This window comes from Microbacterium sp. AC035 (genome assembly GCF_979258485.1).
Genome location: NZ_OZ409858.1, coordinates 1,515,249 through 1,542,199, shown reverse-complemented (window position 1 = coordinate 1,542,199; position 26,951 = coordinate 1,515,249). Strand labels below are relative to the sequence as shown.

Annotated in this window: 22 protein-coding genes and 1 pseudogene; 17 read left to right on the top strand and 6 right to left on the bottom strand. The window is 67.0% G+C overall.

What is annotated here, in order from left to right:
* The first annotated feature begins 9 nt into the window (after positions 1 to 9).
* The 3 genes from ACZ0AA_RS07475 to ACZ0AA_RS07465 are packed head-to-tail and all read left to right on the top strand — an operon-like array spanning position 10 to position 4,039.
* Positions 10 to 1,551 (top strand): molybdopterin-dependent oxidoreductase, encoded by a 1,542-nt coding sequence (locus tag ACZ0AA_RS07475; protein ID WP_463512561.1) that lies wholly within the window; start codon positions 10 to 12, stop codon positions 1,549 to 1,551.
* 38 nt (positions 1,552 to 1,589) lie between these two features.
* The gene (gene metG, locus ACZ0AA_RS07470) at positions 1,590 to 3,167 is read left to right on the top strand and encodes a methionine--tRNA ligase (protein WP_463512560.1); all 1,578 of its coding nucleotides are present in this window, start codon (positions 1,590 to 1,592) and stop codon (positions 3,165 to 3,167) included.
* Positions 3,168 to 3,169: 2 nt separating this feature from the next.
* A complete protein-coding gene (locus ACZ0AA_RS07465; RefSeq protein ID WP_463512559.1) occupies positions 3,170 to 4,039 on the top strand; it encodes a TatD family hydrolase in 870 nt (289 codons plus the stop codon).
* On the opposite strand, the pseudogene ACZ0AA_RS07460 reads toward ACZ0AA_RS07465, so the two are convergent.
* Positions 4,021 to 5,312: pseudogene (locus ACZ0AA_RS07460) on the bottom strand (MFS transporter). The gene ACZ0AA_RS07465 and the pseudogene ACZ0AA_RS07460 overlap by 19 nt on opposite strands.
* A gap of 73 nt (positions 5,313 to 5,385) precedes the next feature.
* On the opposite strand from ACZ0AA_RS07460, the gene rsmA reads away from it, so the two are divergent.
* The 7 genes from rsmA (at position 5,386) to ACZ0AA_RS07425 (ending at position 13,605) form a co-directional block, all read left to right on the top strand.
* A complete protein-coding gene (gene rsmA / locus ACZ0AA_RS07455; protein ID WP_400865199.1) occupies positions 5,386 to 6,255 on the top strand; it encodes a 16S rRNA (adenine(1518)-N(6)/adenine(1519)-N(6))-dimethyltransferase RsmA in 870 nt (289 codons plus the stop codon).
* Positions 6,256 to 6,264: 9 nt separating this feature from the next.
* Positions 6,265 to 7,332: an L-glyceraldehyde 3-phosphate reductase gene (gene mgrA / locus ACZ0AA_RS07450; RefSeq protein ID WP_400865196.1), complete on the top strand. Its 1,068-nt coding sequence runs from the start codon at positions 6,265 to 6,267 to the stop codon at positions 7,330 to 7,332.
* Positions 7,333 to 7,345: 13 nt separating this feature from the next.
* Positions 7,346 to 8,278, top strand: coding sequence for a 4-(cytidine 5'-diphospho)-2-C-methyl-D-erythritol kinase (locus ACZ0AA_RS07445; RefSeq protein ID WP_463512558.1), 933 nt, complete (start codon positions 7,346 to 7,348; stop codon positions 8,276 to 8,278).
* 100 nt (positions 8,279 to 8,378) lie between these two features.
* A complete protein-coding gene (locus ACZ0AA_RS07440) occupies positions 8,379 to 9,392 on the top strand; it encodes a LacI family DNA-binding transcriptional regulator (protein WP_400865190.1) in 1,014 nt (337 codons plus the stop codon).
* Positions 9,393 to 9,547: 155 nt separating this feature from the next.
* Positions 9,548 to 11,068, top strand: a complete 1,521-nt coding sequence (mmsA, locus tag ACZ0AA_RS07435; RefSeq protein ID WP_400866981.1) for a multiple monosaccharide ABC transporter ATP-binding protein — start codon at positions 9,548 to 9,550, stop codon at positions 11,066 to 11,068.
* A complete protein-coding gene (mmsB, locus tag ACZ0AA_RS07430; RefSeq protein ID WP_400865187.1) occupies positions 11,065 to 12,423 on the top strand; it encodes a multiple monosaccharide ABC transporter permease in 1,359 nt (452 codons plus the stop codon). Before mmsA ends, mmsB begins: the two co-directional genes overlap by 4 nt.
* Positions 12,424 to 12,483: 60 nt before the next feature.
* Entirely contained in the window at positions 12,484 to 13,605 is a 1,122-nt protein-coding gene (locus ACZ0AA_RS07425) for a substrate-binding domain-containing protein (RefSeq protein WP_463512557.1), read from the top strand.
* A 154-nt stretch (positions 13,606 to 13,759) separates the two neighbouring features.
* Here the strand turns inward: ACZ0AA_RS07425 and ACZ0AA_RS07420 are convergent, their stop codons facing one another.
* From ACZ0AA_RS07420 to ACZ0AA_RS07405, 4 genes are all read right to left on the bottom strand, one after another.
* Entirely contained in the window at positions 13,760 to 14,590 is an 831-nt protein-coding gene (locus tag ACZ0AA_RS07420; protein ID WP_463512556.1) for a polyamine aminopropyltransferase, read from the bottom strand.
* Between the two features lie 351 nt (positions 14,591 to 14,941).
* Positions 14,942 to 15,712 carry a hypothetical protein gene (locus ACZ0AA_RS07415; RefSeq protein WP_463512555.1) on the bottom strand — a complete coding sequence of 257 codons (771 nt, stop codon included), beginning with the start codon at positions 15,710 to 15,712 and terminating at the stop codon, positions 14,942 to 14,944.
* Positions 15,713 to 15,780: 68 nt separating this feature from the next.
* On the bottom strand, positions 15,781 to 16,278 hold the full coding sequence (locus tag ACZ0AA_RS07410) for a hypothetical protein (RefSeq protein WP_463512554.1): 498 nt from the start codon (positions 16,276 to 16,278) through the stop codon (positions 15,781 to 15,783).
* Positions 16,279 to 16,452: 174 nt separating this feature from the next.
* Positions 16,453 to 17,787, bottom strand: a complete 1,335-nt coding sequence (locus ACZ0AA_RS07405) for an HNH endonuclease signature motif containing protein (protein WP_463512553.1) — start codon at positions 17,785 to 17,787, stop codon at positions 16,453 to 16,455.
* 102 nt (positions 17,788 to 17,889) lie between these two features.
* Here ACZ0AA_RS07405 and ACZ0AA_RS07400 point away from each other — a divergent pair, with 102 nt between their 5' ends.
* From ACZ0AA_RS07400 to ACZ0AA_RS07370, 7 genes are all read left to right on the top strand, one after another.
* Positions 17,890 to 18,627, top strand: a complete 738-nt coding sequence (locus ACZ0AA_RS07400; protein ID WP_463512552.1) for an alpha/beta fold hydrolase — start codon at positions 17,890 to 17,892, stop codon at positions 18,625 to 18,627.
* Positions 18,628 to 18,636: 9 nt separating this feature from the next.
* Positions 18,637 to 19,443 carry a hypothetical protein gene (locus ACZ0AA_RS07395; protein WP_463512551.1) on the top strand — a complete coding sequence of 269 codons (807 nt, stop codon included), beginning with the start codon at positions 18,637 to 18,639 and terminating at the stop codon, positions 19,441 to 19,443.
* A gap of 39 nt (positions 19,444 to 19,482) precedes the next feature.
* Positions 19,483 to 21,294, top strand: coding sequence for an ABC-F family ATP-binding cassette domain-containing protein (locus ACZ0AA_RS07390; RefSeq protein ID WP_463512550.1), 1,812 nt, complete (start codon positions 19,483 to 19,485; stop codon positions 21,292 to 21,294).
* Between the two features lie 123 nt (positions 21,295 to 21,417).
* Positions 21,418 to 23,220, top strand: a complete 1,803-nt coding sequence (locus ACZ0AA_RS07385) for a Na+/H+ antiporter (RefSeq protein WP_463512549.1) — start codon at positions 21,418 to 21,420, stop codon at positions 23,218 to 23,220.
* 91 nt (positions 23,221 to 23,311) lie between these two features.
* Positions 23,312 to 24,232 carry a MetQ/NlpA family ABC transporter substrate-binding protein gene (locus ACZ0AA_RS07380; RefSeq protein ID WP_463512548.1) on the top strand — a complete coding sequence of 307 codons (921 nt, stop codon included), beginning with the start codon at positions 23,312 to 23,314 and terminating at the stop codon, positions 24,230 to 24,232.
* 99 nt (positions 24,233 to 24,331) lie between these two features.
* Complete coding sequence (locus ACZ0AA_RS07375) at positions 24,332 to 25,375, top strand: methionine ABC transporter ATP-binding protein (protein ID WP_463512547.1); 1,044 nt, start codon at positions 24,332 to 24,334, stop codon at positions 25,373 to 25,375.
* Positions 25,375 to 26,034, top strand: coding sequence for a methionine ABC transporter permease (locus ACZ0AA_RS07370; RefSeq protein WP_400865151.1), 660 nt, complete (start codon positions 25,375 to 25,377; stop codon positions 26,032 to 26,034). The genes ACZ0AA_RS07375 and ACZ0AA_RS07370 overlap by 1 nt, the downstream gene beginning before the upstream one ends.
* Here ACZ0AA_RS07370 and ACZ0AA_RS07365 read toward each other — a convergent pair.
* Positions 26,021 to 26,944 carry a pseudouridine synthase gene (locus ACZ0AA_RS07365; RefSeq protein WP_400866978.1) on the bottom strand — a complete coding sequence of 308 codons (924 nt, stop codon included), beginning with the start codon at positions 26,942 to 26,944 and terminating at the stop codon, positions 26,021 to 26,023. The two genes, ACZ0AA_RS07370 and ACZ0AA_RS07365, sit on opposite strands and share 14 nt — an antisense overlap.
* Between the last annotated feature and the right edge of the window lie 7 nt (positions 26,945 to 26,951).

Genomic DNA, 26,951 nt, shown 5'->3' with positions numbered 1-26,951 from the left:
CCTCGGATCATGAGCCATGCAGCCCGTACGACGCGCGGCGACACGCTCCGATCGGCGGCCGCAGGCCTGAGCGCGGCGGTCGTCGCGGTCGGCCTGGCGGAGCTCGTCGCAGCGGTCGTCGAGCCGAGCGCGAGCCCGTTCGCGGTGATCGGCAGCGGCCTGATCGATCTCGCCCCCAGCTGGGCGAAGGATGCGGCCATCGCGCTGTTCGGCACGGGCGACAAGATCGCGCTGCTCACCGGGATCGCGATCGTGCTCGTGGCGGTGGCCGCTGTCGCCGGCATCCTGGAGTCCCGCCGAGCGGGTGTGGGGTCCGCGATCCTCGCAGCGCTCGGCGTGCTCGCCCTCGTCGCCGCCATGATCCGCCCGGGCGCGGGGCCGTTCGCCTGGCTCCCCGGTCTCGTCGCCGGCGTGACCGCGGTCGTCGCCCTGCGGCTGCTCATGCGCAGGGTGCATCCGATTCCCTATCTTCGCGCCGAGCATGAGGAACGCCGTCAGTTCCTGCTCTGGACGGTCGGCGTCGCCGCCACGGGCATCGTGGCGCTCGCCATCGGCAACGCGGCCCGCGGCGTGACCCGATCGATCGAGACGGTGCGCGGTGCGCTGCGACTGCCGAAGGCGGTCAGCCCCGCGCCGGCGGTGGTGGCGGGCGCCGAACTCGACATTCCCGGTCTCGCCTCCGTCGTCACCTCGAACGACGAGTTCTACCGCATCGACACGGCGCTGATCGTTCCACGGATCGATCCCGCCGACTGGACGCTGCGCATCCACGGGATGGTCGACCGAGAGACCGTGATCACGTGGGACGAACTGCTCGCCCTGCCGATGCAGGAGTCGCATGTGACGCTCGCGTGCGTGTCGAACGAGGTGGGCGGAGACCTGATCGGCAACGCCCTCTGGCTCGGGCATCCGGTCCGCGAGCTGCTGGCCCGAGCGGGCGTCGACCCGGACGCCGACATGGTGCTGTCCCGGTCGTCCGACGGGTTCACGGCGTCGACACCGATCGAGGCGCTCACCGACGACCGCGACGCACTGCTCGCCGTCGGCATGAACGGCGATCCGCTGCCGATAGAGCATGGATTCCCGGTGCGCATGGTGGTGCCGGGGCTCTACGGCTATGTCTCTGCGACCAAGTGGGTGACCGAGCTGGAGGTCACCCGGTTCGATCGGGCATCCGCGTACTGGACCGACCGCGGGTGGTCGGAGCGAGGGCCGGTGAAGCTGCAGTCGCGCATCGACGTGCCGAGTCGCGGGACTCGGATCGAGTCGGGTGACGTCGTCATCGCCGGCATGGCGTGGCAGCAGCACGTGGGTGTCGAGGGCGTCGAGGTGCGCATCGACGAGGGCGAATGGCGTCCGGCCGAGCTCGCCAGCGCCATCTCGGACGACACCTGGGTGCAGTGGCGTCTCGACTGGTCGGCCGAGAGCGGTGCGCACACGATCGAGTGCCGGGCGATCAGCGCGGACGGCGAGACGCAGACGTCCGATCCGGCGGACGTCGTGCCCGACGGCGCCCAGGGGTGGCACCGCATCGAGGTGTCGGTCGCCTGAGCGTAACGACGCCCCGCATCCCACCTAGAATTGTCCCCATGCCCGCAGGCGAATCGTTCTACATCACCACGCCCATCTACTACCCCTCCGATGTGCCTCACATCGGTCACGGGTACACCTCGGTGGCGGTCGACGCGCTCGCGCGCTGGCACCGTCAGGGCGGCGATGACACGTGGATGCTCACGGGCACCGACGAGCACGGCCAGAAGATGCTCCGTGCGGCGGCGGCGAACAACGTCACCCCGCAGGAGTGGGTCGACAAGCTCGTCACAGAGGCCTGGTTCCCGTTGCTCGAGACGCTCGACGTGGCGAACGACGACTTCATCCGCACCACGCAGGAGCGCCACGAGACCAACGTGCAGACGTTCTTCCAGCGACTCTACGATCGCGGCTATATCTACGCGGGCGAGTACGAGGCGCTCTACTGCGTGGGCTGTGAGGAGTTCAAGCCCGAGTCCGAGATCGTCGACGGCACCGGGCCCTTCGAGGGCCTGAAGGTCTGCGCGATCCACTCGAAGCCGCTCGAGCTGCTGCAGGAGAAGAACTACTTCTTCAAGCTCAGCGAGTTCCAGGACCGCCTGCTCGAGCTCTACAAGACCCAGCCCGACTTCGTGCGCCCGGATTCGGCGCGCAACGAGGTCGTCTCGTTCGTCAGCCAGGGCCTCAAGGACCTCTCGATCTCGCGGTCGACGTTCGACTGGGGCATCCCGCTGCCGTGGGACGAGTCGCACGTCATCTACGTGTGGGTCGATGCCCTGCTCAACTACGCCACGGCCGTGGGCTACGGCTCCGACCAGGAGAACTTCGACCGCCGCTGGCCCGCCTATCACGTGGTCGGAAAAGATATCCTGCGCTTCCACGCCGTGATCTGGCCCGCCCTGCTCATGGCCGCAGGGCTCGATGTGCCCAAGGGCGTGTTCGCGCACGGCTGGCTGCTGGTCGGCGGCGAGAAGATGTCGAAGTCGAAGCTCACCGGCATCGCGCCGACCGAGATCACCGACGTCTTCGGCTCCGACGCGTACCGCTATTACTTCCTCTCTGCGATCGCCTTCGGCCAGGACGGCTCGTTCTCGTGGGAGGACCTCTCGGCCCGCTACCAGGCCGAGCTCGCGAACGGCTTCGGCAACCTCGCCTCACGCACCACGGCGATGATCGAGAAGTACTTCGAGGGTGTCGTGCCGCCGCCCGCCGAGTACACCGAGAAGGATCTCGAGATCCAGAAGATCGTCGCGGATGCGGCCTCGAACGCGGATGCCGCGATCGAGCAGTTCCGCATCGACGAGGCCATCTCGTCGATCTGGACGATCGTCGATGCCCTCAACGGGTACATTACCGAGAACGAACCGTGGGCGCTCGCCCGCGAAGAGGCTCAGCGCGGTCGCCTGGGCACGGTGCTCTACACGTGCGCCGAGGGTCTGCGCGCCCTCGCGGTGCTGCTCTCACCGGTGATGCCTCAGTCGACCGAGAAGCTCTGGGTCGCCCTGGGCGCCGCCGAGAGCCTCGGCCGTCTGCAGGATCAGGCGATCCGTGAGGCCGGAGCCTGGGGCGTGCTGCGCCCCGGCACCAGCGTCAACGGCCTCACCCCGCTGTTCCCGCGGGTGGAGTCCGCCGGCTGAGCATGACGTACGTGCAGCAGCGAGACGGCGAGGGGCGTAAGAACCTGCGATATCCGGCGGCCCCCGAGCCTCTCGCCGTGCCCGTCTACGACAACCACGCGCACCTCGAGATCCTCGACGGCGATGAGCCGCTCTCGTTGACCGAGCAGCTCGACCGCGCCCAGGCTGTGGGCATCGCCGGTGTGGTGCAGGCGTCGGGCGACATCGAGTCCTCTCGGTGGGCGGTCGAGGCTGCCGAGTCAGACCCCCGGGTGCTCGCGGCTGTCGCGATCCACCCGAACGACGCCCCTGCCTACGCCGAGGAGGGGTGCCTCGATGAGGCCATCGCGGTGATCGACGAGCTCGCCGCGCACCCGCGCACCCGGGCGATCGGCGAGACGGGTCTCGACTTCTTCCGCACCGAACCGGAGCGCCGAGCACCGCAGTTCGAGTCTTTCGAGGCGCACATCGCGCTCGCCAAGAAGCACGGCATCGCGATGCAGATCCACGACCGTGATGCGCACGACGCGGTGCTCGAGACGCTGACCCGGGTGGGAGCGCCCGAGAGAACGGTGTTCCACTGCTTCTCGGGCGACGATGTGATGGCGAGGATCTGCGCGGATGCCGGATACCACCTGTCCTTCGCGGGCAACGTCACATTCAAGAACGCGCAGAACCTGCGGGATGCCCTGAAGGTGACGCCGCTCGATCGCATCCTGGTCGAGACCGACGCGCCGTTCCTCACACCGACGCCGCTGCGCGGTCGGCCGAACGCCCCCTACCTCGTGCCGATCACGGTGCGGTTCATGGCCGCCGAACTCGGCATCGAGGTCGGCGAGCTGTCTGCGCAGATCGCCGCGAACACCCTGCGGGTCTACGGCTCGTTCGACTGAGGCTCGTTCGACTGGGTCTCGATCGCCTGCGTGTCCGAGACGGGCTTCGCCGACACGATCTGCGAGATCGGCTTCCACACGAACAGCAGTGTGAGCGCGGCGCCGACGAAGGCGAACCACCACGGAGCCGTGAGACCCCAGAACTGGGCGATCACGCCGCCCAGCGCCTGCCCGATGACCATGCCGCCGAACACGCCGACCATGTTGACCGAGGCGACCCGGCCCTGCAGCTCTGGCGGCACGAGGCGCTGACGGACGGTCGTCGAGATCGTGCCCCAGATGAACGCGTAGGCGCCGAAGACGAACATGATCACGAGCGCGACCCACCCGGTGCTGGTGAGCGCGAACGCGAGGTGCATCAGCACTTCGAGCGACAGCACGACACGCATGAGCGTGGCGAACGATACATGCCGTTCGAGCCACCCGAAGCACAGCGTGGCCAGGATGCCGCCGGCGGCGGATGCCGTGGTCAGTGCTCCGTAGCCGACGGCGCCCATGTTCAGGTGCTCGGTGGCGTAGAGCACGAGCACGCCCCACGGGGCCGCCCAGGTGACGTTGAAGACGAGGATGATCAGCACCAGCATCCGCACCGGCGGGTTCTGCCAGAGCCAGCGGAGTCCCTCGCCGATGTCGGTGTGCACGTGCGACTTCACGCCGTCTCCCGTTGACCGGGGCGGCACAGGCGTGCGGGCCATGCGGGAGATCAGCACGACCGCGAGGAGCACGCACAGTATCTCGAGCAGGAACGGCCACGCCGTGCCCGCGGCGAAGAGGAACGCGCCGAGCGGCGGCCCCGCGAACTGGTTCGCCACGAGGTAGCCGGCCTGCAGTCGGGCGTTGCCGATGCCGAGATCGGCCGGTTTCACGAGCATCGGCAGCAGCGTGCTGCCCGCCGTGTCGACGAAGACCTCTGCCGTGCCGTAGAGGAAGGCGACGGCGAGCACGATCCAGATGTTCGCCGTGCCGGTGAGCAGGAACGCGCAGAGGCCGGCGAGCACGACGGCCCGTGCCGCGTTGGCGAACATCACCAGGCGTCGGCGGTCGAACCGGTCGGCGATGGCGCCCGCGTGCAGCCCGAACAGCAGCCACGGGAGGAACTGCATGATGGCACCTGCGGCGACGAGGATCGGCGACGACGTCATCGAGGCGATGAGCAGGGGGCAGCCGCCAGAGCGACGCCGTCTCCGACGTTGCTCGTCCACGATGAGGCGAGCAGCCAGCGGAAGTCCCTGCCCATGCGACGGGGCGCTATCAGTTCACCGAGGGAGGGCATCACAGAAGACTACTGGCCGGTTCGGACACCGGCGGCGGCGTCGAAGGAAGGGGTGGTGGGGGACAATGGAGCAATGACAGTCACCCTGCTCGGCGCCACCGAGATCCGCCGGCTCGCCGCCGAGCTCGATGTCACCCCGACCAAGAAGCTCGGACAGAACTTCGTCGTCGACGCGAACACCGTGCGCAAGATCGTGCACGCCGCCCGCGTGCAGCCGGGGGAGCGGGTCGTCGAGGTCGGGCCGGGGCTCGGTTCTCTCACCCTCGCGATCCTCGAGACCGGGGCATCGGTCACCGCCGTCGAGATCGACCACCGGCTCGCAGCCCGACTCGCTCAGACCGCGGTCGAGCACGGCGTTCCCGCCGAGAGGCTCACGGTCGTCGATGCCGATGCCCTGCGCATCACCGAGCTGCCCGGCGAGCCGACCGTGCTGGTAGCGAACCTCCCCTACAACGTCTCCGTCCCGGTGCTGCTGCATTTCCTCGAGAACTTCTCGTACCTGAAGCGCGGGGTCGTGATGGTGCAGGCCGAGGTCGCCGAGCGCATCGCGGCCAAGCCGGGATCGAAGATCTACGGCACCCCGAGCGTCAAGGCGGCCTGGTACGGCGAATGGAGGCTCTCGGGCACCGTGTCCCGTCAGGTCTTCTGGCCGGTGCCCAACGTCGACAGCCTCCTCGTCGGCTTCGACCGGTCGGAGGGCGAGCGCGGCACGGAGGACGAACGCCGACTCACCTTCAAGATCGTGGATGCCGCCTTCAACCAGCGACGCAAGATGCTGCGTCAGGCGCTGTCCGACCTCTTCGGCAGCTCCGCCGCGGCATCCGAGATCCTGATCGCGGCAGGAGTCGCGCCGACTGCTCGTGGCGAGGACCTCACGGTCGACGACTATCACAGTATTGCGCGGCACGTCGCTCAGATCGAAGACGCCGCCATCACCGGCTAACCTGGCACGGTGACCGAGTCTCCCCGCTTCCGTCCGAACGTCCCTGAGCTGCACCGGCCGTACGCCGCCGATGAGAGCCGCTACCAGCAGTTCGAGTATCGCCAGGTCGGCACCTCAGGGCTCTACCTGCCGCCGATCTCGCTCGGCCTGTGGTGGAACTTCGGCGACAACATCCCGCTCGACAACCAGCGTGCGCTGCTGCGTCACGCATTCGACCGCGGCATCACGCACTTCGACCTCGCGAACAACTACGGTCCGCCCTACGGCTCGGCCGAGAAGAACTTCGGCCGCATCTTCGCCGAGGACTTCCGCCCCTACCGCGACGAGCTGATCATCTCGTCGAAGGCGGGATGGGACATGTGGCCGGGGCCCTACGGCGATCTCGGCAGCCGCAAGTACATCCTCGCGAGCGCCGAGCAGTCGCTGACCCGCATGGGCCTCGACCACGTCGACATCTTCTACTCGCACCGTGCAGACCCCGTGACGCCGGTCGCCGAGACCATCGGTGCGCTCGACACGCTCGTACGTCAGGGCAAGGCGCTCTATGTGGGCATCTCGTCGTACAGCGCCGAGCGCACGGCCGAGGCCGTCGCCGTCGCGACCGAGCTCGGCACCCCGCTCGTCATCCACCAGCCGGCGTACTCGATCCTCAACCGCTGGGTCGAGGACGGTCTCACCGAGACCCTCGAGCAGTCCGGTGTCGGCGCGATCGCCTTCACGCCGCTCGCGCAGGGTCTGCTCACCGACAAATACCTCGGTGACGGCACCGCACCGCGGGCGCAGAAGCGCGGGTCGCTGCCGGATGCTCCACTGCCGGATGCCGCCGTGCAGACGCTCCGATCGCTGAACGCCATCGCCGAACAGCGCGGACAGTCTCTGGCTCAGATGGCGATCCAGTGGACGCTGCGCAACCCGGTGGTCGCCTCGGCGCTGGTCGGCGCGTCGCGCCCCGAGCAGCTCGACGAGAACATCGCCGCCGTCAACGGCCCGGCGTTCACGGCTGACGAGCTCAGCCGCATCGACGAGGCGGCCGGGGCCATCGACGTCGACCTGTGGGCGTCGTCCACGGAGCTGTGACGGGAGCACCCGGATGAGCTTCGCCGCCCCCGCCGACTCCGTGCATGTACGCGCGCCGGGCAAGATCAACGTCTACCTCGGAGTGGGCGGCCGTCACGACGACGGGTACCACGCGCTGGCGACTGTGTTCCAGGCGGTGTCGCTGTACGAGGACGTGATCGCCCGGCATGCCGACGACTTCTCGATCACGGTATCGGGGGGCGAAGACCCCGACACGGTGCCGCTGGACGATCGCAACCTCGCGATGCGGGCGGCGAAGCTGCTGGCGACCGCCGCGGAATACGGCGGCGGGGTGGCGCTCGAGATCCGCAAGAGCGTGCCGGTCGCCGGGGGCATGGGAGGCGGATCGGCGGATGCCGCTGCCGCCCTCGTGGCCTGCGATGCGCTGTGGGGCACCGGGTTCTCGACGGCGCGCCTGCACGAGCTCGCGGCACGCCTCGGTGCCGATGTGCCGTTCGCCCTGCACGGGGGAACCGCCGTCGGCACAGGCCGTGGAGATCAGCTGAACCCGGCACTGGCGAGGGGACGCTTCGACTGGGTGCTCGTCCCGAGCGACGAGGGGCTGTCCACGCCTGTCGTCTATGCGCGGCTCGACGCTCTGCGCGATGCCGAGGGCGCGCTCGCCGACGATCCGCCTCTGTCCCTCGAGGTTCCGGCGCCGGTGCTGCAGGCGCTGCGCTCGGGGGATCCGGATCTGCTGTCCGAGAGCATCTACAACGACCTGCAGGAGGCCGCTCTGCATGAGCGGCCAGAGCTCGAGACCACGATCCTGCGCGGCATCCATGCCGGAGCCCTGCAGGGGATCGTGTCCGGTTCAGGGCCCACGGTCGCACTCCTCTGCGCGAGCCCTGAGGGTGCGCAGGAGGTCCAGGCGCTGCTGCGCGAGCACGGGCTCGAGTCGCTGCACGTGCACGGCCCGGTGCCCGGCGCCCGCATCCTCGCCTGACCCGCTCCGTCCGCCCTCTCGCGTCGACGACGTGCGTTCGGCGTGCCTGGCGTACATAATGAAGTGACGATGTGACCGTGCACATACAAGGAGGTCTGTGATGTCGACTGCCTCCGAGCGTGCCCGGATGCCGAGCATCCGCGATGTCGCTCGACTCGCGGGGGTGTCGCACCAGACCGTCTCGAGGGTGCTGAACGACCACCCGAGCATCCGTCCTGAGACGAAGGCCAAGGTCCTCGACGCCATCGCGGTGCTCGACTATCGCCCCAATCTCGCCGCGCGGGCGCTGGTGACCAGCAAGTCGAACATGCTGGGCATCCTCTCGGCCACGGTGGGGGAGTTCGGGCCGACGTCCTCGATCGTCGGCATCGAGGATGCCGCTCGCGAGGAGGGGTATTCGGTCTCGACGCTGAACCTCTCGGCCACGACGCCCGAGGCGATCGGCAACGCCCTGCGGCAGCTGGCGCGCGAGCAGGTCGACGGCATCGTGGTCCTGGCGCCGCAGGTCCGGGCGTTCCATGTGCTCAAGGGCATGGCTGTCGAGATGCCGTTCGTATCGCTGCAGACCGCCTCCGGGTCCGATGGGGTGACCCTGTCGGCCGATCAGGTCGCCGGTGCGCGCACCGCCACCGAGCATCTGATCGCACTGGGGCACAGCGACATCATCCACATCGCGGGGCCGCAGGACTGGATCGAGGCCGAGTCGCGTATGCGCGGGTACCTGGATGCGCTGCGCGAGGCCGACCTTCCGACCTTCCCGCCGATCCGCGGCGACTGGACGGCGGACTTCGGCTACTTCGCGGGCCAGGAGCTGTCGCGGCGACGCGATTTCACAGCCGTGTTCGTCGCGAACGACCAGATGGCGATCGGTCTGATGCACGGCTTCCGGGATGCCGGCGTCCGCGTGCCGGAGGACGTGAGCGTCGTCGGCTTCGACGACATCCCGGTGGCCGCGCACGTCGCGCCGACTCTGAGCACCGTGCACCAGGACTTCCCCGAGCTCGGGCGCCGGGCGGTGCGGCTCCTGCTCGCGCAGATCCGGGGTGAGCAGGTGCCGCAGTTCGGGCCGCTCCAGACCACCCTGCGCACGAGGGAATCGTCCGCACCTCGATAGAGCCACAATTTCGCTCGTGGTCTTGACAGCGTCTCAGCGAGCGTAGACTATGTAATCCAATGTGAACGGTCACATCGAAGGTGACCGCCCGTCGCGAGGAAGATCTTGTGAGCACCACAGCAACGTTGCCGGTCGTGTCAGGCCCCATCCTGGAGATGCGCAGCATCACCAAGGAGTTCCCGGGTGTCAAGGCGCTGTCTGACGTATCCATCACCGTCCGCGCAGGAGAGATCCATGCGATCTGCGGGGAGAACGGCGCCGGGAAGTCGACCCTGATGAAGGTCCTCTCCGGCGTGTACCCCTATGGCTCGTACGAGGGGGACATCCTCCTCTACGGCCAGGAGCAGCGCTACCGAGACATCGCGGCCAGCGAGCAGGCGGGCATCGCGATCATCCACCAGGAACTCGCGCTGATCCCCGAGCTCTCGATCACCGAGAACATCTTCCTCGGCAACGAGATCCGCCGCTTCGGCGCGATCGACTGGCGCGCACAGCGTCAGCGCACGGTCGAGCTGCTGGCCCGCGTCGGGCTCCGCGAAGACCCCGACGTCGCCATCAAGACGCTCGGTGTCGGCAAGCAGCAGCTGATCGAGATCGCGAAGGCCCTCAACAAGGACGTCAAGCTCCTCATCCTCGACGAGCCCACCGCCGCCCTCAACGAGAACGACTCGCAGCACCTCCTCGACCTGATCCTGGGCCTCAAGGCCAAGGGCATCGCGTCGATCATGATCAGCCACAAGCTCAACGAGATCGAGCAGATCGCCGACGAGATCACGATCATCCGTGACGGCCGCACGGTCGAGACGCTCGACATCTCGCGCGGCGAGATCAACGAGGATCGCATCATCCGCGGGATGGTCGGCCGCTCGCTCGAGAGCCGCTACCCCGACCGCACCCCCGAGATCGGCGAGGTGTTCTTCGAGGTCAAGGACTGGTGGGTGCAGCACCCGACGGTCTCCGAGCGCATGGTCGTCAAGGGTTCGAACCTCGATGTCCGCCGCGGCGAGGTCGTCGGCATCGCCGGACTCATGGGCGCGGGGCGCACCGAGTTCATGATGAGCATCTTCGGCCGCTCGTACGGCAACTTCCTGGGTGGACAGATCGTCAAGGACGGCCGGGAGATCTCGATCCCCGACGTCTCCTCCGCCATCAAGCACGGGCTCGCGTACGTCAGCGAGGACCGCAAGGTGCTGGGGCTCAACCTGCTCGACACCATCAAGCGGTCGGTCGTGGCGGCCAAGCTGTCGAAGATCTCGAAGCGCGGCGTCGTCGACGAGCGCGAGGAGTACTCGGTCGCCGAGCGCTACCGCAAGGCGCTGCGCATCAAGACGCCGAGCGTCGAAGAGGGCGTCGGCAAGCTCTCGGGAGGAAACCAGCAGAAGGTCGTGCTGGCGCGGTGGATGTTCACCGACCCCGACCTGCTGATCCTCGACGAGCCCACCCGCGGCATCGATGTCGGAGCGAAGTACGAGATCTACGCGATCATCAACGAGCTCGCCTCCCAGGGCAAGGGCGTCATCGTCATCTCCAGCGAGCTGCCCGAGCTGCTCGGCATCTCCGACCGCATCTACACAGTCTTCGAAGGTCGGGTCACCGACTGCATCCCGGCCGACCAGGCGACACCCGAGGCCCTCATGCGCAGCATGACCTCCGCGACTCAGAAAGCATCAGCATGACCACCGACCTCACGACAACGAAGCGTGGCTTCCACTTCGGCGACATCCGCAAGATGTTCGGAAGCAACGGCACCTCGTCACTGCGCCAGTTCGGCATCCTCGGCAGCCTCATCGTCATCATCGTCCTCTTCGAGGTGCTGACGCTGCTGCGCAACGGACCGAACGGCGCGACGCTGACGTCGGGCAACCTGATCAACGTCATCAACCAGTACTCGTTCATCCTGATCCTCGCGATCGGCATGGTGATGGTCATCATCATGGGACACATCGACCTGTCCGTCGGCTCGGTGGCGGCCTTCACCGGCATCATCGTCGCGAAGTCGATGGCTGACTGGAACCTCCCTTGGCCGCTGGCGATCCTGCTCGGCCTCGGAGTCGGGGCCCTCGTGGGTGCCTGGCAGGGGTTCTGGGTCGCGTACGTCGGCGTGCCGGCCTTCATCGTGACGCTCGCCGGCATGCTCTTCTTCCGCGGGGCGCAGCAGTGGATCGGCGACGCTCAGACGATTCCGGTGCCCAAGGGCTTCCAGGTGATCGGCACCGGCTATCTGCCTGAGGTCGGACTTCCGCTCGACTTCAACGTGCCGACGATGCTCCTCGCCCTGGTCGCCGTGGCGTGGCTGGTCTTCTGGGAGATCCGCACCCGTCGCCAGCAGCACAAGATGGGCTCCGACAGCGCGCCTCTGTGGGTCAGCGTGGTGAAGGTCGTCCTGCTCTCGGTCGTCGTGCTCGCCGCAGCGTGGATGTTCGCGACCGGTCGCCCCGGCACGAGCTTCCCGGTTCCGGGTCTGATCCTGCTCGCCCTCGTCATCATCTACTCGTTCATCACCCGCAACACGGTGTTCGGGCGTCACATCTACGCCGTGGGTGGCAACCGCCAGGCCGCACGCCTCTCCGGTGTGAAGGACCGCTGGGTCGACTTCTTCGTCATGATGAACATGTCGATGATGGCCGCACTCGCCGGCATGATCTTCGTCGCCCGCTCGCAGGCCTCCGGCCCCAACGACGGCACCGGCTGGGAGCTCGACGCCATCGCCTCGGTGTTCATCGGTGGCGCCGCCGTCGCCGGTGGCATCGGCACCGTGATCGGGTCGATCATCGGTGGTCTGGTCATGGCCTTCCTCAACAACGGTCTGGCGCTGCTCGGCCAGGGTGCCGATGTCGTCTCGATGATCAAGGGCCTCGTGCTCCTGCTCGCCGTCGGCATCGACGTCTGGAACAAGCAGCAGGGCCGCCCGTCGCTCATCGGTCTGCTGACGCGCCGCTCCGCTCTCAGGAGCGACCCGGAGGCGAACTCGACCTTCGAACCCAACAGGACTTACCAAGCCCCTCCCGTCGACAAGACAAGGGCCGAGTAAGCGGAATCTCCGCGCAGTGCTCGCACGCAGAATCCGTCACATCACACAGAAAGAGATCACATGAAGAAGATCATCGTCACAGCGACAGCGCTCGTCGCGACGGCTGCCTTCGCACTCACGGGCTGCTCCGGTGAGCGCGGCGGCGGAACCGACACGGGATCCGGCGAAGAGGCCGAAGCAGGCTTCGCCGCCGATTCTCCGATCGGTGTCGCGCTTCCCGACAAGACCAGTGAGAACTGGGTCCTCGCGGGCCAGCTCTTCACCGACGGCCTCGAAGAGGCCGGCTTCAAGGCCGACGTGCAGTACGCTCCGGCGAGCAACACGGTCGCCGAGCAGCAGAACCAGATTCAGGCCATGGTCACCAACGGTGCCAAGGTCATCATCATCGGCGCGAAGGATGGCAAGCAGCTCGCCACCCAGGTGCAGGCCGCCAAGGATGCAGGCGCATACGTGATCGCGTATGACCGTCTGATCGAGAACACCGAGGCAGTCGACTACTACGTCGCGTTCGACAACTTCAAGGTCGGCCAGCTGCAGGGCCAGGCTCTGCTCGACGGTCTCGCCGAGCGCGCAGGCCACGAGGCTCCGTACAACGTCGAGCTCTTCTCGGGCTCGCCGGATGACGCCAACTCGAAGGTCTTCTTCGACGGCGCCATGGACGTGCTCCAGCCGGAAATCGACAACGGCAACCTCGTCGTCGTCTCCGGTCAGACCGAGATCGCGCAGACCGCGACCGAGGGATGGCTGCCGGAGAACGCACAGAACCGCATGGACACGCTGCTGACCTCGTCGTACAGCGGTGACACCGTCGTCGACGGTGTGCTGTCGCCGAATGACACTCTTGCTCGCGCCATCATCACTTCGGTGCAGCAGGCCGGCAAGCCGGTTCCGGTCGTCACGGGTCAGGACTCCGAGGTCGAGTCGGTGAAGTCGATCATGGAGGGCATCCAGTACTCCACGATCAACAAGGACACCGCGCTGCTCGTCGAGCAGTCGATCAAGATGGTCGGCCAGCTGCAGAAGGGCGAGGACGTCGACGTCAACGACGAGGAGTCGTACGACAACGGCGCCAAGGTCGTTCCGGCATACCTGCTCGACCCGATCATCGTCACGAAGGAGAACGCCGCTGAGGCGTACGCCAACGTGCCGAGCCTCCTCGAGATCGTGAAGTCGTACCAGTAAGCGATTAGCCCTTGCCGAGGGCGAACGAGGAGCCGTCCGGGTCATATGACCCGGACGGCTTCTTTGTCATGTCGGGTCGACTTTTCACACCGCGCGCGGGCGAGCCGCTGGTGGGAAGCGGACGTCCTGTCGGAGGACGTCCGCACACGGTGCGCTAGCCCCAGATGGGGTCGTCGGGATCGGGAGAGTCTGTGCCGTCGGCATCTGTCATGATGCGCGCTTCAGCGATCCACGACGTCAGAGGGCCATCGCGGAGGAGATGAGGTCGCGGTGTGTCGAGCAAAGCGGAGGCGGTCACCTTGTCCAGCGGCTCATCGCTCGCGAAAATGACGACGTTGCCGAGTTGCCCTTCCGCATCTTCCGGCTCTGCGTCGAGCACGACAGCGACGTGATCGAACACGGTGCTCAGGGTCGCGGCCTGTCGTCGTGAGTATTCGAACGGATGCCCGTCGAGCAGGTTCACGGCGACCACGCCCGCTGCTGCGGAGCGCGCGGCGACCCGGCGGTAGAACTCCTGGCTGGCCACACGATGCCGGATGACGGCGGCATCCCAGAGATCGACGACGGTGAAGCACGCCTCCACCCAATCGGTGTCGATTGCGGTGGGATCACCCGCTGCGTCGTCGAGTCCGGGGGACGGAGATGACTGCCCCGGCGATGGCTTCTCATTCGGAAGCGCCGCGTCCGCGACCGTCCGAGCGTCGCCGAAGATGACTCGTATGTCGGAGCCGGGAGGCAGTGGCAGCGCGGCGATGACGGCGGCGTACAGTGCGGGTTCGAACTCCACCACCAGCTGAGGTGATCCGGCGCGTGTCGCCTGGACGTAGCGTGCCAGCGTGAGTGCTCCGGCCCCCAGGTGCACGGTGAACAGCGGCGCATCAGGCTCGGCGGCGGCATCCATTGCACGGGCGATGTGTTGGGTGTAGCTGTACTCGAGGGAGGTGGGTTCGGTGATCGAGACGACGGACTGCGCGATTCCATCCACGCTGAGCTCGAAGCGACCGGGTCGCCTTCTCGACTGCACCAGCTTTGCCTTGCGGTTGGCTAGTGAGAGCGAAAACACCCGGCGACTCCATGGCACCTGTCTAGTTTAAGCCGGAGGGGATCGGTCGGAGGCTACCTCTCGAGGAGCAGGGCGCCGTAGGCGAATTCGCTCTCGAAAGGCGAGGAACGTCTAGCTTCACGCGACTACCCAGGAGGCGTTCGCCAATGTGTCGAGCCTTCTCGAGATCGTGAAGTCGTACCAGTAAGCGATTTCGCTCTCACAGCAGACGAGCCGTTCGGACCTTCGGGTCCGGGCGGCTCGTTCGCTTTCCCCCTGCGTCTATCGGGATGGTCAGCACCCGATGCCGTCGGGGTCTTCCTCGCACGTGTGAGCGACGAGGGCGGTGCGGGCCTCGAGGATGCGGATCTCCTGAGTGGGGCCGTCGGTCGTGAGTCGTCCCGCGACCGGCATCCAGCTGCCGCCGACGTAGATCTGGGCGCTGTACCGGATGTCGACGTCGGCGAGATAGGTACCGGGCTCGCGGTATACGTGGCTCGTCGGGGTCGGGGTGAACTGGGCCTGGCCGAGCGTCTCCCAAGTCTGCCCCGGCGTGGTCAGCGTCGCCGAGCTGCCATCTCCGTAGGTGTAGTCGTAGGCCGCCGGGGTGAATCGCACGCGCAGCGGAATGCCGAACAGCTCACCGCTCTGCTCCTGCACCGAGGCGGCACCGAGGAAGTTGGTCGGCATGCCCGCGATCCCGACGTCGCCCGGTTCGGCGGTTGCGAGAACGGATGCCGGCGCGAAGCGCACCAGGTCGGAGATGGTGATCGTCGGGGTGCCCGGTGCCGACGGATTGGCAGCCGGGGACGCGGGCTGGTTCGCGCGGCGTGCGCAGCGCGTCGTACCCGAGTCGTCCATGCACGCCGCGAGGTCGATCGCCTCATCGCTCGGCCCCGTCCGCGTGCCGGGACCGGCTTGGTCGCCTGGGCCGCCGTTGCTGCGGGGTGGGTCCGTGCCGGGATCAATGCTCGGCTGTTGCTGAGTGCCTGAGATCTCAAGGGAGTTGCCGTTGTTGGCCCCGCAGATGCCCACGCGTGACGCCGCTATCGTACAGGTGTTCATACCGGCTTCTCCCGTCGCCGCTGGGGCCATCACCAGAATTAGTCCGACGCAAGTTGCTGCCGCCTTGGTCAACATGTCTGACCATCAACCGTAGATTCGTTGGAGATGCGCAGCGCGTCCCCCGCCTCGAGGAAGGCAACCCGCTGAGCGATCTTCTCGCCTCTTTCAAGCGGCGTCACATCCACACCTGATTTGTCGATCAGTGAGACATTCGATACGTCGATGCAAACAATGCCGGTGATCTTCGAGTGGGCACCGCCGAGGTTCGCCGACTTCCCAGAGAATGCCTCGATGACCGCGGCGCCGGAGACGCGCAGCTCGTTAGTTGACAGAAGGTTCTGAGTGTCTATGTCACCTTCAAGTGCTAGTCCCGTCAGATACTCCTGAGGATCGGCGCCGTCAATCCCGTTTGATCGCGCATTCACCGCATCGTTGTACGCCCGGTACACCTCTTCCGCAGCCGCGAAAGCCTCTTCCTCGCTGGAGAAGGCATTCGTCGGCGTGGGAACCGGTTCGGGCTCAGGCGCGCACCCGAGCACCTGGCCGAGCGCGAGCGCGACGATCATGACCGCCGCACCCCTTCCGCGCCTCGTCGTCACTGTCTGATCCCCGAAACCGTTGCCGCTGTCGCTTCAGTGGAGGGCGTTGACGAGTGTCGAGAACGAGGAGAGGTCACCGCGCAACCGTAATGAATCCGAGCTCAGCGCCGTCGTGGTTATCCACAGCGCGACCACCGTCGGTCAGAAAGGCGCGCGCACGGCATCCGACTCGGTGAAGGTCACCGTGTTCGGTGCAGGAGGGGTGTCGATGTAGGTGCGGCCGGTAGGGCTCGTCCATTCCATGACTCCGCCCGGCTTCTGCTTGACGTGCCAGGGGGAGTGGTGTTTCAGAACGTGATGTCGGCGACAGAAGAATGCGAGGTTCGTGTCGCAGGTCGCGCCACCCGTCGAGGCTGCGTGATTGTGGTCTAGATCGCATTTGCGCGCCGCGATCCCACAGGCGGGGAATCGACATCGTTGGTCACGCGCCCGCAGATGCCTGCGCAGGTGGCGGCTCGGTCGATAGCGGTCGACCGCGAGCACTCGACCGCTGATCGGATGCGTCAGCACCCGATCCCACCCCTTCGTCTGACCGGCCATGGTGCGTGCGGTGTCGACATCGATCGGGGTCCGCCCGTCGAGCTCGGCGGGTGGCGCCGTATCGGCATCCGACGCCTCGTCCGCATCGTCATCCATCAGCGTCGTCACCGGCACGGTGATCTCGATGCGGGCACTGATCGCTCCGAGCAGTCCGTCTTCGCTGTCGTGACCTGTCGGCTGTCCGCTGAGCACGAGGTCGGCGAGCAGATCGGCGCGGATCTCATCGATTGTCCGATCATCCGGCTCGAACTCGCTGCCGTCGCGAGCCGCCTGGCGCTTCGCGCGACGGTTCTCGTCGCGCAGTGCATGCGCCATCTGCGAGAGGCGGTCGAACATGCCGTGGACGAGCGCGGCAGGCGCGTGCGTGTGCAGCGCAGCCATCCCGTCTTCGCCGTCCGTCATCCACACCCTCCGCTGAGACCTGGCCCGACGATGTCTCTCGGACACCGTCGTGGGTGCGAATCGCTCCGCCACGCGGCGCGCGAGGGCGCGCAGACGGTTGGGCGACTCCGCCTCGGCAATCGGGAGGATGACCGCGGAGTACTTCTCACGATCGCTGGGCGACTCGATGCCCGATCCCGCGTCGACGATCACCCGGGAATGGGCCGGGCTGATCCGCCCCGCCCCCTGCGCGGCCCACACTGCCGGGAACTGATCGACCAGCAGCTCTGCGGCCGCCATCCGCCGCTCGATCGTGCGATCGCTGACGCGCTGAACAGCGCCGATCTCGGCAGCCACAGTGCGGAGAGAGTGGTCTCCGCGATCGGGATGATCGCCCTGCTTGGCGATGTCGATCGCCAATCGTCCGGCGATGGCCAGCAGCCCGTCGCGTGCGGCGCTCATGCTGCTCAGCGTCGCCTCCGCGACCTGCAGCGCGTCGACGAGATCGGCGAGTGTCGCCATCTGTGCGTCCGTCGCGTCGAGCAGTGCTGTCATGTCATAAGTAGATCAGAGACCACCGACATTCGAAGATAGATACGAGACATTCCGATCGGGACATGATTACGAAGAGGTAACGAACAGTGCCACACTGGCGGGATGCTTCTCCACGCGATCGACACCGGAACAGGCCCACGCACTGTGCTCCTGCTGCACGGAATGATGGGGTCTTCCCAGAGCTGGTGGCGCCTGATCCCGCCGCTCGCAGCCAACGGCCACCGCGTGATCGCTCTCGATCTGCCCGGTCACGGCCTGTCGGAACGCGACCCGCAGCTCACGATCGAGCAGGCGGCGGCGTCTGTGGTCGAGACGGCTCAGCACCTCGCCCCCGGGCGCCCGCTCGCAGCCGTCGGCCATTCCTATGGGGCGACCGTACTCGCCGCGGCCGCCGAGATGCTGCAGCCTGACCTGTCCGTCTATGTCGACGCAGCGCTCTCCCTGACCGGAGGTCACGACCGCGCAGCACTCACCGCGCAGTATGAGCGCGACCGCAGAACGCGCCTGTCTCCGGAAGAGCTGCTCGCCTCCCGCCCCTTCTACTCCGCGAAGGATGCCGAGGTCGAGGCTCGCGCCGCTGCACTCTTCGACCCGGCGACGACCGCATCCATCTCCTGCGATACGGATCACTCCTGGCTCCCCGACGCCGGCTCAATCGTCGTGCGCGCAGACCCGAGCGCGTGGGTCAGCGACGACGACGCCCGCAGGCTCATGGCGAACGGCGCCGACGTGCGCAGCATCCCCGGGGCCGCGCACACCATCTGGTACAGCCATTTCGACGAGTTCACCGCAGCCCTCCCCGAACTCTTAGGCTCACCCGCGCCAGAAAAGCTGTCGTAACCTCGGATCATGACGACCGCGACGCCACCCTCGAGCGCGGTCCTCGCGGAGTTCGGAGTGCCCGCCCCGCACCACGAGGGACTCCGGAACCTCCCGGGTGGACGCGGTCTGACCTGGCGTGCGGCCGACACGGTGCTGCGTCCGTCGGCCGGAGACGGTGAGACCCTGTGGAAGGCGAACGTCCTCGCGCACCTGCCGCACTCCTCGGCATTCCGCACGCCGCGCCCGATCCCGTCGGCATCCGGAGCATGGACGATCGACAGGTGGGAGGCCTGGCAATGGCTGCCCGGCCGCACGGATGAGACCCGCGTGACCGACGTGCTCACCGCCGGCGCCGCATTCCATCGTGCTGTCGCCGACCTCGACCGTCCGGACTTCCTCGATGCCGCGCAAGACCCCTGGGCGCGGTCAGACAGGATCGCCTGGGAAGAGGAATCTCTCCCGCCGGGCGACACGCTTCAGCGCCTCGCCACCGCTTTCCAGCCCGTCACCTCCCCGGCGCAGATGATCCACGGCGATCTTCTGGGCAACGTGATGTTCGAACCGGGGCAGCCCCCCGCGATCATCGACTGGGCACCGTACTGGCGTCCGGTCGGATTCGCCGACGCGATCGTGTTGGCCGACGCCGCGTGCTGGCATGGCTTCGCACCGTCGGAGATGCTCAGGCTTGCAGAGGAGAGAGCAGACGGCCGCCAGCACATCATCCGCGCCCTCGTGTTCCGCATCGCGACCTTCCAGCTCTTGGGCGCCTGGGATGCCGGTATGGAGGCGAGACACGCTCCGGTCGTCGACGCCGTCCTCGACACCGTCAGCTGACCGAGCCACCCAGCGTGCCCGACTACCCTGGGGAATGACATGGCACATCTTCTCGGGGCAGAAGCCCTTCACCTCGAATATCCGACGAGAGTCGTCTTCGACTCCGTGACCCTCGGCATCGAAGAGGGGGACCGCATCGGCATCGTCGGCCGCAACGGCGACGGCAAGTCGAGCCTGCTCGGCATGCTTGCGGGAATCAAGGAGCCGAACTCCGGACGCGTGACGGTGCGCGGAGGCACGACGATCGGCGTGCTCGATCAGGCCGACACACTCAGCGACGACCTGACCATCAGCGCCGCGGTCGTCGGCGACACGCCTGAATACGAATGGGCCGGCGACCCCCGCATCCGTGACGTGATCGAGGGACTGCTGAAGGATCTCCCCTGGGATGCCGAGATCGGCTCCCTCAGCGGTGGCCAGCGCCGACGCGTCTCGCTCGCCAAGCTGCTCACGGGCGACTGGGATGTCATCGCCCTCGACGAGCCCACCAACCATCTCGATGTCGAAGCCATCACCTGGCTCGCCGGGCACCTCAAGAAGCGGTGGAGCCCGAACTCCGGAGCGCTCATGGTCGTGACTCACGACCGGTGGTTCCTCGACGAGATCTGCACCGAGACCTGGGAGGTGCACGACCGCATCGTCGAGCCCTTCGAGGGCGGATATGCCGCCTACATCCTGCAGCGCGTCGAACGCGACCGGATGTCGGCCGCGACCGAGGCCAAGCGCCAGAACCTCGCCAAGAAGGAACTCGCCTGGCTTCGCCGAGGAGCTCCCGCGCGCACGGCGAAGCCGAAGTTCCGCATCGACGCGGCCAATGAGCTCATCGCCGACGTGCCCGAGATCCGCGACAAGATCTCGCTGCAGTCGCTCGCCGTATCGCGTCTGGGCAAGGACGTCGTCGACCTTCTCGACGTGGGAGTGACCTACCCGACCGTCGACGGCGGCACGCGAGAGGTGCTGCGGGATGTCGAGTGGCGCATCGCGCCGGGGGAGCGCACCGGCATCCTGGGTGTCAACGGCGCCGGCAAGTCGACGCTGCTCGGCCTCATCTCGGGCACCGTCGAGCCGACCGTGGGTCGCGTGAAGCGCGGCTCGACCGTGAAGGTCAAGACGCTCACGCAGCGCCTCGACGAACTCGAGGATGTGCGGCGCGAGCCGGTGCGTGTCGTGATCTCGCGGCTGCGCACCTCCTACACGATGGGCTCGGGCTCGAAGGCGCAGGAGCTCACACCGGGGCAGCTGCTCGAGCGGCTCGGCTTCGACTCCGCCCAGCTCTCCACCCCGGTGAAGGATCTCTCCGGTGGCCAGCAGCGGCGACTGCAGCTGCTGCTCGTGCTCCTCGACCAGCCCAACGTGCTGATCCTCGACGAGCCGACCAACGACCTCGACACCGACATGCTCGCGGCCATCGAGGACCTGCTCGACTCGTGGTCGGGAACCCTGCTCGTCGTCAGCCACGACCGGTACTTCCTCGAGCGCGTGACCGACCAGCAGTTCGCGATCCTCGACGGCCACCTGCGGCATCTGCCCGGAGGCGTCGACGAGTATCTGCGGCTCCGTCAGCTGCAGACCTCGGCGCCCGGCAAGTCGCAGACGGCGGTCAACACCGACAAGAAGACCTCCAACCTCGACGGCGCCGCCCTGCGCTCGGCGCAGAAAGAGGTCTCGTCGCTCGAGCGCCGCATCCAGAAGCTTACCCAGCAGGTCGACAAGGCGAAGACCGCTCTGGCTGAACACGACCAGTCGGACTTCGCGGGCCTCGGCGACAAGATGAAGGCGATCAGCGATCAGCAGGCCGAGATCGAGGAACTCGAACTGCGCTGGTTCGAACTCACCGAAGAACTCGACTGACACGAGGTCTCGCCATTCGGCCGTAGCGGGAATACGGTGGCAGTGCGATGCGCTGTGCTCTGGGCGGGGTTCGATGCCAGCCGGGATCGCACAGCTTGATCCTGCGGTACCCGGGAGGTTCGGATGGAAGGACTCGAGGTCACCGTCCTGATCGGACTCACGATCCTCGTGGGCACGTTGCTGGCGCCGCGCGTGCGGCTCGCATTGCCGCTCGTGCTCGTGATCCTCGGTCTGTTGCTGGGCTTCGTGCCGCAGCTGCGCGAGATCCAGCTGCCGCCCGAGACCGTGCTGCTGCTGTTCCTGCCGGTGATGCTGTTCTGGGAGAGCCTGACCACGTCGCTGCGCTCGATCAGACGTGACTTCCGCTACATCCTGCCCATGAGCACGCTGCTCGTCGTGGCATCCGCCTTCGCCGTCGCCGGCGTCGGGCTGCTGTTCGGCATGCCGTGGGAGACCGCGCTCATCCTCGGCGCGGCCGTCGCCCCGCCGGACGCCACGGCCGTCGCCGCCCTCGGACGCCTGCTGCCGCGCCGCATGTTCATGAAGCTCAAGGCGGAGAGCCTGACGAACGACGGCACTGCCCTGGTGCTCTACGCCATCGCGATCTCGCTCGCACTCGGCGGCAACGTGACGCCGCTGTCGGTGACGATGTCAGTGCTCACCTCGTACATCGGAGGCATCGCCGCCGGTGTGGTCATCGCCGCGCTCGGCTATCTGCTGCTCCGGCGCACCTCGTCGACGACTGTGATCAACGTGACCCTGCTGCTGATCCCGTTCTCTGCCTTCCTGCTGGCCGAGATAGTGCACGCCTCCGGCGTCCTCGCCGTCGTGGTCGCCGGGCTCATCGTCGCCTACGTGTCTCCTCGGGTGACGACCGCCTCGTCGCGTCGTCAGGTCGCTGCAGCGTGGCCCTTCGGGGTCTTCCTGCTCAACGGCGCGCTCTTCGTCCTCATCGGTCTCGAGGTGCAGTTCGTCGCGCATGAGATCTCGGCGGCGGCGATCGGCCGCCTCGTGCTGATCACGCTCGCCGTGTGGGTGACGCTGCTGGTCGTGCGCTATCTCTTCCAGGTGATGAACGCGCCGTTCCAGCGACGCAACGCCGCGCGCCCTTCTCGTGGTGCGAGGGCCCGATCGATGGCGGTGTCGACGGTCGCCGGCATGAGAGGCGCGGTGTCGCTCGCCATCGCGCTGTCCGTGCCTGCGGCCAGCACCACCGAGGGTGAGATCGCGGGGCGTGACGAGATCGTCTTCGTCACCGCCGGGGTGATCCTGCTGAGCCTGCTGGTGCAGGGGCCGCTGCTCCCGGCCGTCGTCCGCTGGGCGCGCTTCCCCGTCGACCATGCCGAAGACGAGGAGTACGAGCTGGCAGAGCGCACGATCTCGGGAGCGGCCCTCGCGGCCCTCGACGATCTCGCGGTGGAGCACGGCGTCGGGCAGGAGATCCGCGACAAGGTGCGCGCCGAGGGCTATCAGATGCTCGAGTTCTCGAACGCCCGCGCGCTGGCCCGCGAGCAGGCCATCGTCGATGCCGAGGCGCAGGCGCTCGACGTCATGCTGGGCGAGCCCGATCCGCTCGGCGGCGGCGACCAGCAGATGGACGCCGGATCGGATGCCGACGGAGCCGATTCCACGCAGGTGGCACTGCGCATGCCGGATGCCGTCGCCGACGCCGGAGACGGCGCAAAAGGCGAGATCAGGACGTTGCAGATGCTCGCCACCTCGGCCGACGTCGATGTCATGCAGCGCTCGCCGCTCCTGAGGCACGAGGAGCACACGAGGCTGAAGCTCGCTCTCCTCGACCGCAAGCGCGAGGTGCTGCTCGGGCTGCGGAGAGACGGCACCGTCGACGACCTCGTGGTGCGTCGCATCTCGGCTCGGCTCGACCTCGAGCAGGTGCGGCTGCAGGGCATCGAGGAGTACGACTGAATGCTGTGACGCTCTGTGACGCTCGATTGTCGCGCAGTACGTCGCCCTGTCTAACGTATTCGAGTCCCCCAAGAGAGGAACCCGAACACTCGTGTCCATCACAGCATCCCGTCGGACCACATCCGTCATCGCCGCGCTCGCCGCGGTCCCGCTCTTCGTCGCACTCGCAGGCTGCGCGACGGCATCCTCCGACGCAGGCGCAGGCGGCGGTGACTCCGAGAACGAGACCGTCAAGATCGGCGTCGTCGGCAAGGGAGACGCCCAGTGGGCGCCGTTCGTCGAGGCCGCCGCTGAAGAGGGCATCACGGTCGAGCTCGTCGACTTCGGCTCCTACGAGCAGCCGAACCCCGCTCTGACCGAGGGCGAGATCGACCTCAACCAGTTCCAGCACATCGTGTACCTCGCCGAGTACAACAGCGCCTCGGGCTCTGACCTGACGCCGGTCGGATCCACCGCGATCTACCCTCTGGGTCTGTACTCGCAGAAGTACGACGATGTCGACGACATCCCCGAGGGCGAGACCGTCGCCGTTCCGGATGACGCGTCGAACCAGGCACGTGCTCTGCTGGTGCTGCAGTCGGCCGGTCTCATCGAACTCAAGAGCGGCGGAACGATCTTCTCGGATCTCGCCGACGTCGACACCGAGAAGTCCAAGGTCAAGGTCACTGCCCTCGAGGCCGCCCTGATCCCCACGTCGCTGCCTGACGTCGCCGCGGCGATCATCAACAACGACTTCGTGGAAGACGCAGGACTCACCTTCGACGACGCCATCGCGAAGGACGACCCCGAGGACCCGAACGCGCTGCCGTACGTGAACATCTTCGCGGCGCGCGCCGAAGACGCAGACAACGAGACCTACCTCAAGCTGGTGGAGATCTTCCAGACGAACGAGGACGTGCAGGCCGGTCTGCTCGAGTCGTCCGGTGACGCGGCCCTGCCGCTCCAGACCCCGGTCGAGGACCTCGTCGCCTCGCTGAAGAAGGTCCAGGAGGACACCGAGGCCAAGAAGTAGGACGACCGGGTGCGTGACACCCCCGTCCGATGAGGGAGAATCGGGTGGCGCTTCGTGCGTCACCCGATTCTTCGTTCCCGAAGCAGACCGGAGCACCACATGCCGATCGTCACCCTGACGAACGTCTCGAAGACCTACCCCTCCCGCACCCGCGAAGACGCCGAGGTCGTGGCCGTCGACGACGTCACCCTCTCGATCGAGAAGGGCGACGTCTTCGGCATCATCGGATACTCCGGTGCGGGCAAGTCGACCCTCGTGCGCCTGATCAACGCGCTCGAACCCGCGACGAGCGGCACCATCACGGTGGACGATGTCGACATCACGGCGCTCAAGGAGAGCGAGCTGCGCAAGGTGCGCGGCGGGATCGGCATGATCTTCCAGCAGTTCAACCTCTTCGCCTCGCGGAGCGTAAAGGCGAACATCGCCTACCCCCTCAAGCTCGCCGGCTGGTCGAAGGCCGACATCGAGACACGTGTCACGGAACTGCTCAGCTTCGTCGGCCTGGCAGACAAGGCCAAGGCCTACCCCGAGCAGCTGTCCGGCGGCCAGAAGCAGCGCGTCGGCATCGCCCGCGCGCTGGCGACCGGCCCGGCGATCCTGCTCGCGGATGAGGCCACCAGCGCCCTCGACCCGCAGACCACGCACGAGGTGCTCGATCTGCTCAAGCGGGTCAACCGGGAGCAGGGCGTCACGATCGTCGTCATCACGCATGAGATGGATGTCATCCAGACCATCGCCACGAAGGTCGCGGTGATGGAGAACGGTCGTGTGATCGAGCAGGGCGATGTCTTCGACGTCTTCTCCGCCCCACAGAACCCCGCGTCGCAGCGTTTCGTCGGCACCGTCGTGAAGGGCGTGCCCTCGCCGTCGGAGCGGGCCGTGCTGCGCGATCGGCATCAGGGGCGTCTCGTCACGTTCTCGTTCCGCGACGGCGATTCGTCGCAGGCGCAGGTGTTCCTCGATCTCGCGAGTGCCGGTCTCGACTTCGAACTCGTATACGGCGGCATCAACGACATCCGTGGTCGCGCCTTCGGCCACCTCACGCTCGCGATCCGAGGTGACGACGCCGTGATCGACCGCACTCTCGCCGACATCGCCCAGCGCGTCGAAGTCACTGAGATCGCCGGAGAGGAGGCACGCTGATGGATCGTCTGAACGAACTGTGGCCGGAATTCTGGGCGGCCGCGCTCGAGACCCTCTACATGACGTCGTTCGCACTCGTGCTCGGTGGGATCCTCGGTCTCGCGATCGGTGTGATCCTCTATGTCACCCGGCCCGGCGGGCTCGCTCAGAACAGAGCCGTCTCGGTCGTCGCGAACCTCGCGGTGAACTTCTTCCGGCCGATTCCGTTCGTGATCTTCATGGCTGTCGCCCAGCCGTTCGCACGCGCAGTGGTGGGCACCGGAATCGGAACCACTGCAGGCGCGTTCATCATCGGCCTCGCTGCGGCCTTCGCGATCGGCCGCATCGTCGAGCAGCACCTGGTGTCGGTCTCGCCCGGAGTCATCGAGGCGGCTCGAGCGATGGGCGCCGGACCATGGCGCATCCTCTTCACGGTGGCGATCCCCGAATCTCTCGGCCCGCTCATCCTCGGATACACGTTCATCGTCGTCGCCCTCATCGACATGACGGCCATGGCCGGACTCATCGGCGGTGGCGGCCTCGGTGCTTTCGCGCAGATCTACGGATTCCGCCAGTTCGAACCGCTCGTCATGTGGGCGGCGATCGTGCTGATCGTGGTGTTCGTGCACCTCGTGCAGATGCTCGGAACGCGGCTCGCGCGCAAGATCATGCGCCGCTGACAGGCGCTTCCTGCAGCGTGCGCGTCGTGGTGAAGACCCGCGGCGCGCCGCTCAGCGGATCGACGAAGTGCAGCTCGCGCGCGAGCAGCTGCATGGGGTGATCGAAGTCGTCGGGCCGCTCGCCGCGCAGCTCCGGGTAGAACGGATCGTTCAGGATGCCGAGGCCGAGAGCTGCGAGGTGCACCCGCAGCTGATGCATCTTGCCGCTGTGCGGTCGCAGCAGCGTGTGCACGACGCGTTCGTCGGCATCGAGGACCTCGATCTGCGTCTCGGCGTTCGGCTCGCGTTCGTCGTCGACCTGGACCTTCAGCTCGTTGCGGAGCTTCACGATGTGGTTGCGATAGACGAGGGGGAATCGCGACGCATCCCAGTCGGCAGGACGAGCGGACACCGCTTCGTAGACCTTCTGCACCTGCCGGTTCTCGAACAGCAGCTGGTAAGGACCCCTGGTCTGCGGGCGTGCCGAGAACATCAGCACGCCGGCGGTCGCTCGATCCAGGCGGTGGATCGGCGCGAGCTCGTCGTTGTCGAGCAGGTTGCGCAGCCGGATCAGTGCCGAGTTCTGCAGGAACTTGCCGCCCGGGATCGTCGGCAGGAAGTGCGGCTTGTCGATGACCACCAGGTCGTCGTCCTGATGAATGACCTCGATCTCGACGGGCAGGCGAGTCTCGACGGGCGGATCGCGGTAGTACCAGATGAACTCGTGGACTCCCAGAGGGGTGTCCCGAGCCAGCGGGCTGCCGTCACGTGCCACGATCTCGCCGCGGTCGAAACGGGCGAGCAGGCCTTCGGGATCGAGGTGGAAGAAGCGCTCGATCATGTAGGCACCCACCGTCGGCCAGTCCCCGCTCATCGGGACGTGCAGACGCGTCGCACCGACGCCGTCGCGCACCGGAAGAGGGGAGAGCATGGCCATG